This is a genomic window from Oscillibacter sp. (assembly GCF_028693505.1).
Lineage (GTDB): Bacteria > Bacillota > Clostridia > Oscillospirales > Oscillospiraceae > Oscillibacter.
In genome coordinates this window covers 23,929-37,084 of sequence record NZ_JAQUVF010000012.1, presented here as the reverse complement: position 1 = coordinate 37,084, position 13,156 = coordinate 23,929, and the positions used below count along the sequence as shown (strand labels likewise).

Annotated in this window: 16 protein-coding genes; 5 read left to right on the top strand and 11 right to left on the bottom strand. The window is 59.5% G+C overall.

Features of this window, described 5'->3' with window-relative positions; genetic code table 11:
* Positions 1–2: 2 nt before the first annotated feature.
* The 8 genes from PHI30_RS05345 to PHI30_RS05310 form a co-directional block, all read right to left on the bottom strand.
* Entirely contained in the window at positions 3–836 is an 834-nt protein-coding gene (locus tag PHI30_RS05345; protein ID WP_300024918.1) for an ABC transporter ATP-binding protein, read from the bottom strand.
* A gap of 1 nt (position 837) precedes the next feature.
* Positions 838–1,887, bottom strand: coding sequence for a branched-chain amino acid ABC transporter permease (locus PHI30_RS05340; RefSeq protein ID WP_300024916.1), 1,050 nt, complete (start codon positions 1,885–1,887; stop codon positions 838–840).
* 10 nt (positions 1,888–1,897) lie between these two features.
* Entirely contained in the window at positions 1,898–2,779 is an 882-nt protein-coding gene (locus PHI30_RS05335) for a branched-chain amino acid ABC transporter permease (RefSeq protein ID WP_300024913.1), read from the bottom strand.
* A 174-nt stretch (positions 2,780–2,953) separates the two neighbouring features.
* Entirely contained in the window at positions 2,954–4,141 is a 1,188-nt protein-coding gene (locus PHI30_RS05330; RefSeq protein ID WP_300024911.1) for an ABC transporter substrate-binding protein, read from the bottom strand.
* Positions 4,142–4,232: 91 nt separating this feature from the next.
* Positions 4,233–4,508: a hypothetical protein gene (locus PHI30_RS05325; protein WP_300024909.1), complete on the bottom strand. Its 276-nt coding sequence runs from the start codon at positions 4,506–4,508 to the stop codon at positions 4,233–4,235.
* A gap of 171 nt (positions 4,509–4,679) precedes the next feature.
* Positions 4,680–4,811, bottom strand: a complete 132-nt coding sequence (locus PHI30_RS05320) for a hypothetical protein (RefSeq protein ID WP_300024906.1) — start codon at positions 4,809–4,811, stop codon at positions 4,680–4,682.
* A gap of 14 nt (positions 4,812–4,825) precedes the next feature.
* On the bottom strand, positions 4,826–6,832 hold the full coding sequence (gene feoB / locus PHI30_RS05315; RefSeq protein WP_300024903.1) for a ferrous iron transport protein B: 2,007 nt from the start codon (positions 6,830–6,832) through the stop codon (positions 4,826–4,828).
* Positions 6,829–7,059: a FeoA family protein gene (locus PHI30_RS05310; protein ID WP_300024900.1), complete on the bottom strand. Its 231-nt coding sequence runs from the start codon at positions 7,057–7,059 to the stop codon at positions 6,829–6,831. Before PHI30_RS05310 ends, feoB begins: the two co-directional genes overlap by 4 nt.
* Positions 7,060–7,265: 206 nt before the next feature.
* Between PHI30_RS05310 and PHI30_RS05305 the strand changes: the two genes are divergently transcribed.
* Complete coding sequence (locus PHI30_RS05305) at positions 7,266–7,631, top strand: VOC family protein (protein ID WP_300024897.1); 366 nt, start codon at positions 7,266–7,268, stop codon at positions 7,629–7,631.
* 103 nt (positions 7,632–7,734) lie between these two features.
* On the opposite strand, the gene PHI30_RS05300 is transcribed toward PHI30_RS05305, so the two are convergent.
* Entirely contained in the window at positions 7,735–8,991 is a 1,257-nt protein-coding gene (locus tag PHI30_RS05300) for a diaminopimelate decarboxylase (RefSeq protein WP_300024894.1), read from the bottom strand.
* Positions 8,992–9,205: 214 nt separating this feature from the next.
* Between PHI30_RS05300 and PHI30_RS05295 the strand changes: the two genes are divergently transcribed.
* The 3 genes from PHI30_RS05295 to PHI30_RS05285 are packed head-to-tail and all read left to right on the top strand — an operon-like array spanning position 9,206 to position 9,930.
* A complete protein-coding gene (locus tag PHI30_RS05295) occupies positions 9,206–9,379 on the top strand; it encodes a DUF6472 family protein (RefSeq protein ID WP_300024891.1) in 174 nt (57 codons plus the stop codon).
* 12 nt (positions 9,380–9,391) lie between these two features.
* A complete protein-coding gene (locus tag PHI30_RS05290; RefSeq protein WP_300024888.1) occupies positions 9,392–9,547 on the top strand; it encodes a hypothetical protein in 156 nt (51 codons plus the stop codon).
* Positions 9,502–9,930: an NUDIX domain-containing protein gene (locus PHI30_RS05285; RefSeq protein ID WP_300024885.1), complete on the top strand. Its 429-nt coding sequence runs from the start codon at positions 9,502–9,504 to the stop codon at positions 9,928–9,930. Before PHI30_RS05290 ends, PHI30_RS05285 begins: the two co-directional genes overlap by 46 nt.
* Positions 9,931–9,980: 50 nt before the next feature.
* Here the strand turns inward: PHI30_RS05285 and PHI30_RS05280 are convergent, their stop codons facing one another.
* The gene (locus tag PHI30_RS05280; RefSeq protein WP_300024883.1) at positions 9,981–10,607 is read right to left on the bottom strand and encodes a single-stranded DNA-binding protein; all 627 of its coding nucleotides are present in this window, start codon (positions 10,605–10,607) and stop codon (positions 9,981–9,983) included.
* 142 nt (positions 10,608–10,749) lie between these two features.
* Here PHI30_RS05280 and PHI30_RS05275 point away from each other — a divergent pair, with 142 nt between their 5' ends.
* Positions 10,750–11,919 (top strand): Mbeg1-like protein, encoded by a 1,170-nt coding sequence (locus PHI30_RS05275; protein WP_300024881.1) that lies wholly within the window; start codon positions 10,750–10,752, stop codon positions 11,917–11,919.
* 574 nt (positions 11,920–12,493) lie between these two features.
* Here PHI30_RS05275 and PHI30_RS05270 read toward each other — a convergent pair.
* A complete protein-coding gene (locus PHI30_RS05270) occupies positions 12,494–12,985 on the bottom strand; it encodes a hypothetical protein (RefSeq protein ID WP_300024879.1) in 492 nt (163 codons plus the stop codon).
* Positions 12,986–13,156: the final 171 nt, after the last annotated feature.

Here is a 13,156-nt window from a genome sequence, read left to right as displayed (position 1 = left end):
GCTCACGCCTCCTTTTTCTTGCCGAGGTACGCCTCGATGACTGCGGGGTTTGCCTGAATGTCGGCGGGACTGCCCTTGGCGATGACGCGGCCGAAGTTCAGTACGCAGATGCCCTCACAGATGTTCATGACGAGACTCATGTCGTGCTCAATGAGCAGGACTGCGATCTGGAAGGTGTCTCGGATCTTGCGGATGTTTTCCATCAGCTCCGCCGTCTCCGAGGGGTTCATGCCCGCCGCCGGTTCGTCCAGCAGCAGCAGCGAGGGGTTGGTGGCCAAGGCCCGGACGATTTCCAGACGGCGCTGTGCGCCGTAGGGCAGGGAGCCTGCCTTCACGTTTGCCATGTCCGCCATATTGAAGATGGAAAGAAGCTCCAGCGTCCGCTCCCGGGCGGTCTTTTCCTCTTTCCAGTAGTCGGGCAGGCGGAAGAGGCTGCTGAACATATTGTAGTGCATCTGGGTGTCCATGCCGACTTTCACGTTGTCGGCAACGCTGAGGTTTTGGAAAAGGCGGATGTTCTGGAAGGTGCGGGCGATGCCGGCGCGGTTGACGTGGGCGGTGTCCATGCTGTGGGTGTCGGTGCCGTCCAGCAAAATGGTGCCCTTGGTAGGCTCGTAGACCTTGGTCAGCAGGTTAAAGACCGTGGTCTTGCCCGCGCCGTTGGGGCCGATGAGTCCGGCGATCTCCGTGCGGCCGATGGTGAGGTTAAAATCCTCCACGGCCTTGAGTCCGCCGAAGGTGATGCCCAAATTGACGCACTCCAGAATGGGGCGCTTATCGATGTCCCGGTCGGGGATCATGCTGCCCGAGGGGACGGGAACCAGTTTGGATAACATATCAGGCAGCCTCCTTTTTGTCGCGTTTACCGGTGATCCGGCTCCAGAAGGATTTGAACGAGGGGTTGTTGGTGGCAAGCATCACGAGAATCAGCACGATGGCGTACACCAGCATCCGGTAGTCGGCGAACTGGCGCAGCGCTTCCGGCAAAATGGTCAGCGCGGCGGCGGCCACGATGGAGCCCAGCATGTTGCCCTGTCCGCCCAGCACCACGAACACCAGCACCAGAATGGAGGTGTTGAAGTCGAACTTGTTGGCCACGATGGTGGAATAGTTCATGGCGAAGAGGGTGCCGGCGGAGCCTGCCAGCGCGGCGGAGGTGACGAAGGCCATCATCTTGTACTTGGTGATGTTCACGCCCACGCTCTCGGCGGCGATGCGGTTGTCGCGGATGGCCATAATGGCCCGGCCCGACCGGCTGTTCACCAGATTGAACACCACCACCAGCGTGATCATCACCAGCAGGAAGCCGGCGGTGAAGGTGGAGATTTTCTGGATGCCGCCGATGCCCATGGGGCCGCCGATGATGAGCTTGCCGCCCTCGGCAAGGTCGGTACTGTCGCTGAGGAGACTGAAGTGCAGGCCGTTTCCGTCCATCCCCACATAGAGGTTATTGAAGATGCTCTTGATGATCTCGCCGAAGGCCAGCGTCACGATGGCGAGATAATCGCCCTTGAGCCGCAGAACGGGGATGCCGATGAGAAAGCCCGCCAGCGCGGCGAAGGCAGCGCCCACCACCATGCCGATGGCAAGGCGCAGCGGCGCGATGGGGATGACACCTTGCAGCGCCACGGCGGCGGTGACGCCGGTGAAGGCGCCCACGCTCATAAAGCCCGCGTGGCCCAGGCTCAGCTCGCCCAAAATGCCCACCGTCAGGTTCAAAGAGATGGCCATGACCACATAGGCACAGATGGGCACCAGCATTCCCTTCAGGGAAGAGCTCAAAGAGCCGCTCAGCAGCTGGAGCACCAGATAGGCAAGAATCACCAGCACGTAAGTGAGGTAGTTGCGGCGGGAGGTCTTGCTGAGGGTTTTCAGTTTGTTTGCCATGCTCCTCACCTCAAACTTTCTCGCGGATCTGCTTACCCAGCAGGCCCGCAGGCTTTACCAGCAGCACCACGATCAGCACGGCGAACACGATGGCGTCGGAGAGCTGGGTGGAGATGTAGGCCTTGGCAAAAATCTCGATGACGCCCAGCAGCAAGCCGCCCAGCAGTGCGCCGGGGATGGAGCCGATGCCGCCGAACACGGCGGCGGTGAAGGCCTTGATGCCCGGCATGGACCCGGTGGTGGGGACCAGCGTAGGGTAGGCGGAGCACAGCAGCACACCGGCGATGGCGGCAAGGCCGGAGCCGATGGCGAAGGTCATGGAGATGGTGGCGTTGACGTTGATGCCCATCAGCTGCGCCGCGCCCTTATCCTCAGAGCAGGCGCGCATGGCCTTGCCCATCTTGGTTTTTCCGGTGAACCAGGTCAGCGCCAGCATGATGACCACGCAGGAGACGATGGTGACGATGGTGACGTGCGTGATGGTCAGCTCTCCGCCGAAGAGTGCCACCTTCCCGGTGCCCACCACGGAGGGAAACACCTTGGGGTTGGAGGACCACAGCAGCAGCGCCGCGTTTTGCAGGAAGTAGCTCACGCCGATGGCGGTGATGAGCACTGCCAGAGAGGGGGCCGCGCGCAGCGGCTTGTAAGCCAGCCGCTCCACCACCATGCCCAGCACCGTGCAGACGAACATGGCCAGCAGCACGCCCACCAGAGGCGGCAGGGAGAAGCGTGAAATTGCGTAGAAGCAGATATACGCACCCACCATGATGACGTCGCCATGGGCAAAGTTCAGCATCTTGGCGATGCCGTACACCATGGTATAGCCAAGGGCGATGATGGCGTAAATGCTGCCCAGACTGATCCCACCGATAAGGAAATTCAGAAAGGTCATGTGATACACCCCTTGTATGTTTGTTTCGAGGGAAAGGATCCGTTCAGTGCGTATCTGAAAATCGCCGGGAGTGCCGGGAATTTTCAGATACGCGCTGTTTATGCAAAAGCCGGAACGGGAGCGGCCGCCGTTTTGGGCAGCCGCTCCGGCCCCGTTGCCATCTGAGATTCCGGATTAGTCGAGGCCGACGTAAGCGCCGTTCTCGATGACCATGCCCTTGGGGCTCTTGGAAACAGCGCCGGAGGCGTCCCAAGTCATGCCCTCGCCGGTGAGGCCGTCAAAAGACATGGAGGTGAACTGCTCGACCATCTTGTCGCACAGGTCGGAGGCGCTCATGTCGGGTGTGCAGCCGGCGGCTTCCAGAGCCTGCTTGTAAGCGTAAACGCAGTCATAGGCGTCGGCCGCAAACTGGTTGGGGACCTCGTTGAAGCGCTCCTGATAGGCCTTGACGAAGGAGGCGGTTCTCTCGTCGGTGGAGTCGGCGTTGAAGGGGGTCAGCAGCATGACGCCCTCGGCAAGAGCCGGGTCAAAGCCTTCCATGGTCAAAATGCCGTCCATGCCGTCCACGCCGAACCACTTGGGGGCGTAGTTCATGGAGCTGGCCTGTGCGAAGATCAGGGAAGCGGGCTGATAGTACATGGGCAAAAACACCAGATCAGCGCCGTTGGTCTGGGCGCCAGAGAGCTGCACGGAGAAGTCGGTGTCGTTGCCGTCGGCAAAGGTGGTGTCGGAGACGATCTCCAGACCCAGCTCATTAGCCTTGGCGGTGAAGGTGTCGTGGATGCCCTTGGAGTACACATCATCATTCTTCCAGATGACGGCAACCTTGGTGGCAAGCGCCTTGTCGGCGATGTACTGTGCGGAAGCGGAGCCCTGGTTGGGGTCCATGAAGCACATCTGGAACATATTGTCCTTGCCCTCGGTGACGGCGGTGGAGGAAGCGGAGGGGGTCAGAGCAAAGATCCGGTCGGCGTAGGTCTCAGCGGCGGTCGCCTCGCAGGGCTTGGAGGTGACGGAGCCGAGGGAGATCTGCATATCCCAGTCCTTGAGGGCGTTGTACGCGTTGACGGCCTTCTCGGCGTCGTGGGTGTCGTCCTCATACTTCAGGTCGAACTGGATGCCGCCCATGGCGTTGATCTCATCCACGGCGATGGTGGCGCCGTTCTTGGCGGCAGTGCCGTAGATCGCGGCGCCGCCGGTCAGGGGGCCGGTGCCGCCCAGCTTAAAGGCGGAGCCGCTCTCGGCGGCAGGGGTGCTGGCGGGGGCATCGGAGGCGGGAGCCTCCTCTTTCTTCGCGCCGCAGGCGGCAAGGCTCAGGACCATTGCCATGACCAGCATCAAACTCATAAACTTCTTTTTCATCATGTGTCTCTCCTTTTGCAATAGATTGTGGAATATTATACAAAAAAGCGGCCCCGCCACGGAAGCGGAGCCGCTTTACTGTATCAAACAGTTATGCGTGCTTTCGCATCTTGGGCGTTTCCATCGTGCCGCAAACCAGCAGACCTGCCAGCAGTACCAGCAGTACCAGGCACAGGCGCAGTACAGCCAGGTTTACCAGCGCAATAATAATAATGGACGCCATAATAATGGCGTCCAGAATCATAATGATGGCATGAGAAGCAGCGTGCATAGAAGCACTCTGCGCGCAGCAAGAACCAGCGTCTGCGGAACCGGCGGACGCATGGCAAGACATCATAGACATGGCGAACATCTTAGCGTAAGTCATAGGGCCGGCTCCTTTCCAAATGTCTCGCGACATCTTTCACGTAAGTTGGTTTTATTTTAGCGGGTCAAAGCGGCAAAGTCAATTGCCGTTTTGACAGGAAGTTTCACAGAATTCGGGCCGTTTGTGAACGATAGTTATAAACATTCCACAAATTTCCCCAAAAGGAGGACGTCAGCGACGGTTTTGGCAGCTTTTACAGCAGCCGTCACAGCTGCCGCCGCACCCGCCGCCGGAATGGCGGCAGGCCCGCAGCGCCCAAATGAGCCAGACGCCAAGACCGGCCACAATCAAAAATTCCAACATGGCGGCACCTCCTTTTAAAAGATCAGCAAAGCCGCCCGATACACCGCAAAGGCCACGACCCAGGCCACCGCGCATTGACCGGCGGCCACGCCGGCGGCTTTCCAAGCGGAGCCAAGCTCCCGCTTGACTGCGGAGATGGCGGCAACGCAGGGCGTGTACAAGAGGGTAAATACCAAAAAGCTCAGTGCCGTCACGGGAGAAAACAGCGTGCCCAGCGCCGCCGCCGTCACCTCAGCCCCGGCGCCGGTGAGAATGCCCAACGTGGAAATGACGGATTCCTTGGCGATAAAGCCGGTGATGAGGGCGGTGGAAATGCGCCAGTCGCCAAAGCCCAGCGGGACAAACAGCGGCGCCAAAACCGCGCCCACGGAGGCAAGCAGGCTGTCGGCCCCCTCCTGCACCAGATTGAGCCGTGCGTCGAAGGTTTGCAGGAACCACACCATGATGGTGGCCACAAAGATGATGGTGAACGCCCGGGTCAGGAAATCCTTTGCCTTATCCCAGCACAGCTGCCAAACGCTCTTGGCGGAGGGAAAGCGATAGTTCGGCAGCTCCATGACAAAGGGGACGGGGTTGCCGCGAAAAGCGGTGGCGCCCAGAATCTTGGCCGCCACAATGCCCACCAGAATCCCCAGAAGGTACAGCGAAAGCATCACAAGGCCCGCGTATTTTGGGAAGAAGGCGGCGGAAAACACCGCGTAAATGGGAATTTTGGCGGAGCAGCTCATAAAGGGCGTCAATAGAATGGTCATGCGCCGGTCCCGCTCCGAGGCAAGCGTCCGGGTGGACATGATGGCGGGGACGGAGCACCCAAAGCCCACCAGCATGGGCACGATGCTGCGGCCGGAAAGGCCGATCTTGCGCAGCAGCTGGTCCATGACAAAGGCCACCCGGGCCATGTAGCCGGTATCCTCCAGAATGGAGAGGAAGAAAAACAGCACCACGATGATGGGCAGAAAGCTCAAAACGCTGCCCACCCCCGCAAACACCCCGTCGATCACCAGACTGTGGACCACCGGGTTGAGCCCGTAAGCCGTAAGCCCCGCGTCCACTGCGGCGGTGAGCGCGTCGATGCCGGCGGCCAGCAAATTGGAGAAAAACGAGCCGATGACATTGAAGGTGAGATAGAAAATGGCCAGCATGATGCCAAAGAAGATGGGCAGGGCCAGATATTTGCCTGTCACGATCCGGTCGATGGCCTCGCTGCGCTTGTGCTCCCGGGATTCCCGGCACTTCACCACGGTGTCGTGGCAGACGCCCTCGATAAAATGGTAGCGCATGTCCGCCAGCGCGGCGTTGCGGTCCATGCCCGCCTCCGTCTCCATCTCCTGCACGCTGTGCTCCAAAAGCTCCAGCTCGTTCTGGTCCAGAACCAGCCGCTGGCGGATATCCGGGTCGTTTTCGATGAGCTTCGTGGCGGCAAAGCGGACCGGAATCCCGGCGGACTCCGCATGGTCCTCGATCTGGTGGACCACGGCGTGGATGCAGCGGTGGACGGGACCGGGGGTGCAGAAATCGTACACCGTGGGATAGGTCCGGCCTCGGGCGGTGGCGACGGCGGTGCGGACCAGCTCCTCCACACCCTCGTTTTTGACCGCGGAAATGGGCACCACAGGAATGCCCAGGGCGCGGGACATGCCCTGCACGTCGACGGTGCCGCCGTTGGCGCTGACCTCATCCATCATGTTCAGGGCCAGCACCATGGGAATGCGCATCTCCATCAGCTGGAGCGTGAGATACAGGTTGCGCTCAATGTTGGTGGCGTCCACGATGTTGATGATGCCGTCCGGCTTTTCGTGCAGGATAAAGTCCCGGGTGACGATCTCCTCCGGCGTGTAGGGCCGGATGGAGTAGATGCCCGGCAGGTCCACCACCGTGCAGTCCTTCTGCCCCCGAATGACGCCGGACTTTTGATCCACCGTCACGCCGGGAAAGTTGCCCACATGCTGGTTGGAGCCGGTGAGCTGATTGAAAAGGGTGGTCTTGCCGCAGTTTTGGTTGCCCGCCAGTGCAAAAATCATACGCCGCGCACCTCCACCTCGATATTGCGGGCGTCCGATTTGCGCAGCGTGAGGGCATACCCCCGCACCCGCAGCTCAATCGGGTCCCCCAGCGGCGCGGTCTTTTCCACCCGCACGGCGGTCTTGGGAATCAGTCCCATATCCAGCAGGCGGCAGCGCAGCGCGCCCTCTCCGCCCACTGCGGTAATCACGGCATCCTGCCCCAAGGGCAGCGTGTCTAATGTCATCGCTCATTTCCTCCCCAAAAGTTAGCTTCTTCTAACTGCAAACAGTGTACCACAGAGAAAACGCGCCGTCAAACGGAAAAACGACGGAAAAATGCACAGACTTTTTCTCCCGAATTGTAAATGTTTGCAAACGGACTTCGCGCCGTAAAGAGCGGTTCTTGCGAACTCTGCGCGCTTCGTGGTATACTGCCGGTGAGGTGAAGGATATGCTGACATTTAACCATTTTAATTTCAACGTTTCGGACATGGACAGGTCCCTGCAATTTTATAAGGACGCGCTGGATTTAAAACCGGTGCGCCGGAAGGAATCGGAGGACGGCCGATTCCTCCTTGTGTATCTGGGAGACGGAAAGACGGACTTTTCTCTGGAGCTGACATGGCTGCGGGACCATCCCGGAAAGTACGATCTTGGGGAGTGCGAGTTCCATCTGGCCCTGCAGGCGGACGACTATGAAGCCGCCCACCGGCGGCACGAGGAGATGGGCTGCATCTGCTTTGAAAATCACGAGATGGGCATTTATTTCATTCAGGACCCGGACGGATACTGGATCGAAATTGTCCCCACCCGGTAAGAAAGCGCGGGGACCGGCGGGCGGGAAAAGCTCCGCAGGGAACCGGTCTGACACAAGCAAAACGCCGCGGCGAAAGCCGCGGCGTTTTGCGTTTTCGGAAACATTACCACACGAGGGTCGCGAAATAATCCTCCAGTGTCTCCGCCCGGCGGATCAGCTCCACGCTGCCGTCCTCTCGGAGCAGCAGCTCGGCGGAGCGAAGCTTGCCGTTGTAGTTGTACCCCATGGAAAAGCCGTGGGCGCCGGTGTCGTGGATCACCAGCAGATCGCCCTTGTCAATGCGGGGCAGCATCCGGTCCACGGCAAATTTGTCGTTGTTTTCGCAAAGGCCGCCCGCCACGTCGTATTTATGGTCGCAGGGCGCAGATTCCTTGCCCATGACCGTGATGTGGTGGTAGGACCCGTACATGGCGGGACGCATCAGATTGCAGGCGCAGGCGTCCACGCCGATATACTCTTTATAGATGTGCTTTTCATGGGTGGCCCGGGTGACCAGATGACCGTAAGGCCCCAGCATGAAGCGGCCCAGCTCCGTGTAGAGCGCCACATCGCCCATGCCCGCGGGAACTAAAATTTCCTCATAGGCCTGCCGGACGCCGTCGCCGATGACGGCAATGTCGTTGGCGGGCTGGTCCGGATGGTAGGGGATGCCGATGCCGCCGGAGAGGTTGATGAAGGTGATGTGGACGCCGGTTTCCCGCTTCAATTCCACCGCCAGCTGAAAGAGAATGCGGGCAAGGGCGGGATAGTAGGCGTTGGAGAGGGTGTTGGAGGCAAGAAAGGCGTGAATGCCGAATTCCTTGGCGCCCATGGCGTGGAGGCGGGTAAAGGCCTCTGCGATCTGGGGACGGGTCATGCCGTATTTGGCGTCTCCGGGGTTGTCCATCACCTGAAAGCCCTCCCGGGTCTCGCCCAGGGTGAAGGTGCCGCCGGGATTAAAGCGGCAGCAGATTTTTTCGGGGATTTTACCAATGGATTCCTCCAGAAAGTCCACCAGCGTCAAATCATCCAGATTGATGACGGCGCCCAGACGGCTTGCTGTCTGGAACTCGGAGGCGGGGGTGTTGTTGGAGGAGAACATGATGTGCTCGCCGGTGACGCCGCATTTTTCCGCCATCAGCAGTTCCGCCTCGGAGGAGCAGTCGCAGCCGCAGCCCTCCTCCGCCAGCAGCTTTAAAATGGCGGGAGTGGGCGTGGCCTTCACGGCAAAATATTCCCGGTAACCGGGATTCCAGGAAAAGGCGGCCTTCAGGCGGCGGGCATTTTCCCGGATACCTTTTTCATCATAAATGTGGAACGGGGTCGGGTAGTCGGCGGCAATGGCCTCCAGCTGCTGCGCGGTGACAAAGGGCGTTTTCATAGGCTTTCCATCCTTCCGTGTGGGCCGGGCGGAAAGCCCGGGATTGGGTTTTATTTTACGAGTCCCCACTCTTTCTGTCAAGGAATTTGCCGGGAAAACGCAAAAATGGGGATATTTTTATAAAAATGCGGCCCCTGCCCACATAGCTGCGGCACAAGAAGAGACTTGGAACGGAAAGCCGGATGTGCTATACTACGATGCAAGAGGTGATTTCATGGCGGCCAACTGTGAGGAGTGCGTCCATTACGATTATGATGCGGAAACGGACGTCTGCTTTTGTACGATGGATTTGGATGAGGATGAAATGGAGCGCTTTTTGCGCGGGGGCAACGATGCGTGCCCCTTTTACCGCCGGGGCGGCGACTATGAGACCGCGCGGCGGCAGTGAGGAGCGGAACGGATGGAATTGGTGGATCTATACGATGAAAACCGCGTGCCGCTGGGCAAAACGGCGGAGCGCTACGGGAAACGGCAGAGCGCTACGGGAAACGGCAGAGCGGGGAATACCGCGTGGTGGTCCACGTGTGCGTGTTCGGGAAGGACGGGCGGCTGCTGATCCAGCAGCGCGCCGAGAAAAAGCGGATTTGGCCCGGGTGCTGGGACGTGTCCGTGGGCGGCGGCGTGGACGCCGGAGAGACCAGTCGTCAGGGCGCGGAGCGGGAGGTCCGGGAGGAACTGGGCTATGCGCTGGACCTCACCGGACGGCGCGCGTCGGTGACGGTGCAGTTTCCCGGCGGGTTTGACGATTTCTTTCTCGTGGTGCGGGATTTGGACATTTCCGCGCTGACGCTCCAGAAAGAAGAGGTCCGGCAGGTGCGCTGGGCCACGCTGGAAGAGGTTTTGACCCTGGTGGATGCGGGAAGCTTCATCCGCTATCCCAAGAGCTTTTTGCGGTATCTTTTTGAGACGCGGGATACCTTTGGATTTCCCACCAAATGAGAAAACGCGGAAGTGCCCCAAAGGGCACCTCCGCGTTTTTCGGGCGCTTTTTATGTAGCGTCGGATGAGGGCGGGACCTCCGTCTCCAGCAAGTGCATCATGGAGACCTCGTAGGCCACCCGCTCCTCCGCGCCGCCGTCGGTGACCTTGCGGTACGTCCGGCTCTGCACCCGGCCCTCCAGCGTCAGCGAATCGCCCACCTGCAGTCGGCTGGCCTGTACGGCTAGCTGTCCCCACGCGATGACGGGCAGATAATCGGCCCTGCCGTATCGCCGGGGAGAGGCCAGCATCAAATCGCAGATGCTGCGGCCCAGCGGCGTGCGTCGAAAAACGGGCGGCTTGCAAAGCGCGCCGGAGAGTTGGATTTGGTTGAGTCCCGCGCCGGCGGCGCAGGGCTCGATGCTCTGGGCGTATACCGTGAGGACCAGACGGCTGCCCACGCCGCTGCGGTTGTTGAAAGAGCGCAGCTGTCCGACGACCCGCAAAGGCGCGCCCGCCGTCACCGGGGAAAGCAGCGCTTGCGGCAGCAAAATGGGCAGAACATCCGCCTGCCCCGACAGCCGCGGCACCTGCAGGAAGAAACGGTAAAACTGCGTCTCGTGATTTTCATGGGACCATTCCGGAGCCGCCAGGGCAAGTCCTTCCAAAAGGACTTCGTTCCGTGTCTGAGTTGTCATGTCGTCCACCTCTCGGTTGTGATGTCCCAGTTTATGAGACGTCTGCCGGGGATAGACCTCTTGCCTGTGGGGAAAATGTATCTTATAATATGGACTGCAAGGCAAGCTGCGGCGAACTGCCGGGCGGCAAGGAGGATGGACGATGGCAAATCTCTTGGATTATCTGGACTGGCGGGGGGACCTGACCTTGGAGCAGGCGCCCTTCAACGAGGTGGATAACCTCATTCTGGCGGAGCTCTCCTTTGTGGATTTCAAGGGGATCGTGCCCGGTCCCGGAGAGGGCGGGAGCGTGGAGCTGCGGGCGGCGGCAGAGGCCTATTTTGCCCGGTTTCCGGCGGGGGAGAAGATCGACATGGGCGTGCTGGTGCCCTCCGCCATTCCGGAGATGCTGCGCAAAATGGCCATCTCCCAGCGGTTTCGCGCCATGGGGCTGAACTGCTTTGTGGACCGGCTGGATGCCCAGCGGGCGGAGCAGTTTGCTGCGGTGGCGGTGGAGACGGGGGACGGCCTCGTATACCTCTCCTTCCGGGGAACGGACGACACGCTGGCCGGCTGGAAAGAGGATTTCAACATGTCCTGCGTGCCGGAGGTCCCGTCGCAAAAGCATGCCGTCCGGTACACGCAGGCGGTGGCAAAGCAGTATCCACGGAGGAAGCTGCGGCTGGGCGGCCATTCCAAGGGAGGAAATCTGGCTGTGTGGGCGGCGGTGTTCGCTCCGGCGGCCATCCAGCGGCGCATCTGCGCCGTGTGGTCCAACGACGGCCCCGGCTTTCATGACGACATTCTGGATCTGCCCCAGCACGGCAGAGTGGCGGAGCGGATCACCTCCATCGTGCCGAAATCCTCCGTGGTGGGGATGCTTTTGGAGCATGAGGAGGATTATGTGGTGGTGGACAGCAGTCAGCAGGGCCTGATGCAGCACGACGGCTTTTCCTGGGCGGTGCTGGGCGACCATTTTGTGCGGCTGCGCAGCATCACCCGGCAGGGCAGGCTGAACGATCTGGCACTGAAGGAGTGGGTCCGCAATATGCCGCTGGACCAGCGGGAAAAGTTTGTGGACGGTCTTTTCGCGGTGCTCTCCGCCTCCGGCGCCGTGACGCTGACGGACCTGCGGGCGGAAAGCTTTAAGGGGGCGGGCGCCATGGTCAAGGCCATGAAGGACATGGAAAAGGACACCCGCGATGCGCTCTTTTATGCCATCCGACTGCTGTTTCGCAGCAATTTGAAAGTGCTGCTGGAGGACTGGCAGCAGGAGAGCGAGAAAAAGCCCAAGAAAAAGTGGGGCCTGCTGAAAAAAGAGAGCGAGGAGTAAAAAGGCCCCCGGACTGACACCCCGATCAGAATGTTTTCAGAGCATCCCCGTTTCTAAAACGGGGATGCTCTGCGTTCTCTCAAGATTGGTGTGCGCCCCGGGAAGCTGCCGGGCGGGGCTTAGGGCAAGAAGGCGGCATTGCCGCGAGAATGCACCCCCCGTTCTTTTACGTCTTGCCAAAAAAGAACGCGCCGTGCACGGTGTAAGAAAAAGGCGCTTAGGGGTTTTGTCTGCGGGAAGACTGGATGCACTGAAGCTTCGTAGAAGGCAAAGCCCCAAAAAACGGTTTCTTTTCCACCGCTCCGGCGGCGACTTGCACCCGCAAGGGGTATGCCACATCTGTAAGCGGCGAAGCCGCCAACGGCTGTGCAATCTTTGCCAAGACAAAGAAAAATGGGGGCCGCATTCTGCCGCAAAGCGGCACATTTTTGGCCGCGATGGCGCGGCAGCTGTATGCGAACTTTCGATTAATCTGTTAGTCGCAAAATATAAATAATATTTACTTCATCTTCTCCGCCAAAGGCGCACAGGCTCCCAATCAACCGCGCTGCGCATTTGCCCGGCAAACGGGAAGTTACAGTTGATTGCTTGATGGACCTGCTTTCCTTCCAAATGGCACAAAGAGAAACGGAGCAAGGTTTCCTGACAGGACAGAGAAGGCGAACTGATCTGTGATCTTCAGCAAAAAGGAACCCAAAGTGCCGGTCCAGTTCTGAAGGACTGCTAATTCAACGCTGAGGGATACAGGGAAGTTTGGAAAATATAGCTGCAGGAAGGTTGCGGATAGATAAACGGCAGAGATCATGGCCGCGGAGACGGCAATCTCTGCTTTTGTCATCTCCCGGAAAGCCCACAATCCCCCCAGCAGCAGCACTATTAAAAATAGTCCTCCGTTAAAAATGGCAGAGCGAAGAGGATCGACAGAGACTTCCGTCACGCCATCGGCCCCTATGGTCTGCACGGTAAAGAAAAATCCACCCAAATAGACGGTGAGATAAAAACTGATCCAACTGGCGGCAATACAGAAAACCGGCACCCGCCATAAGGTATTGACTCGTAGTTTCATAAGAATCCCTCCCTGTTACAAGCAATCAAATTGCCGCTTGCCGCGCCGCCGGCAAACCGGAGCTTATTTTTACCATTGTAGCACGATTTAAAAATGCAGGCAATGCGCGCGCTGAGGCGGCAAAAAGATGGCAGACACGTTCGCGTCTGCCATCTTTTTGCCGCAAATCGC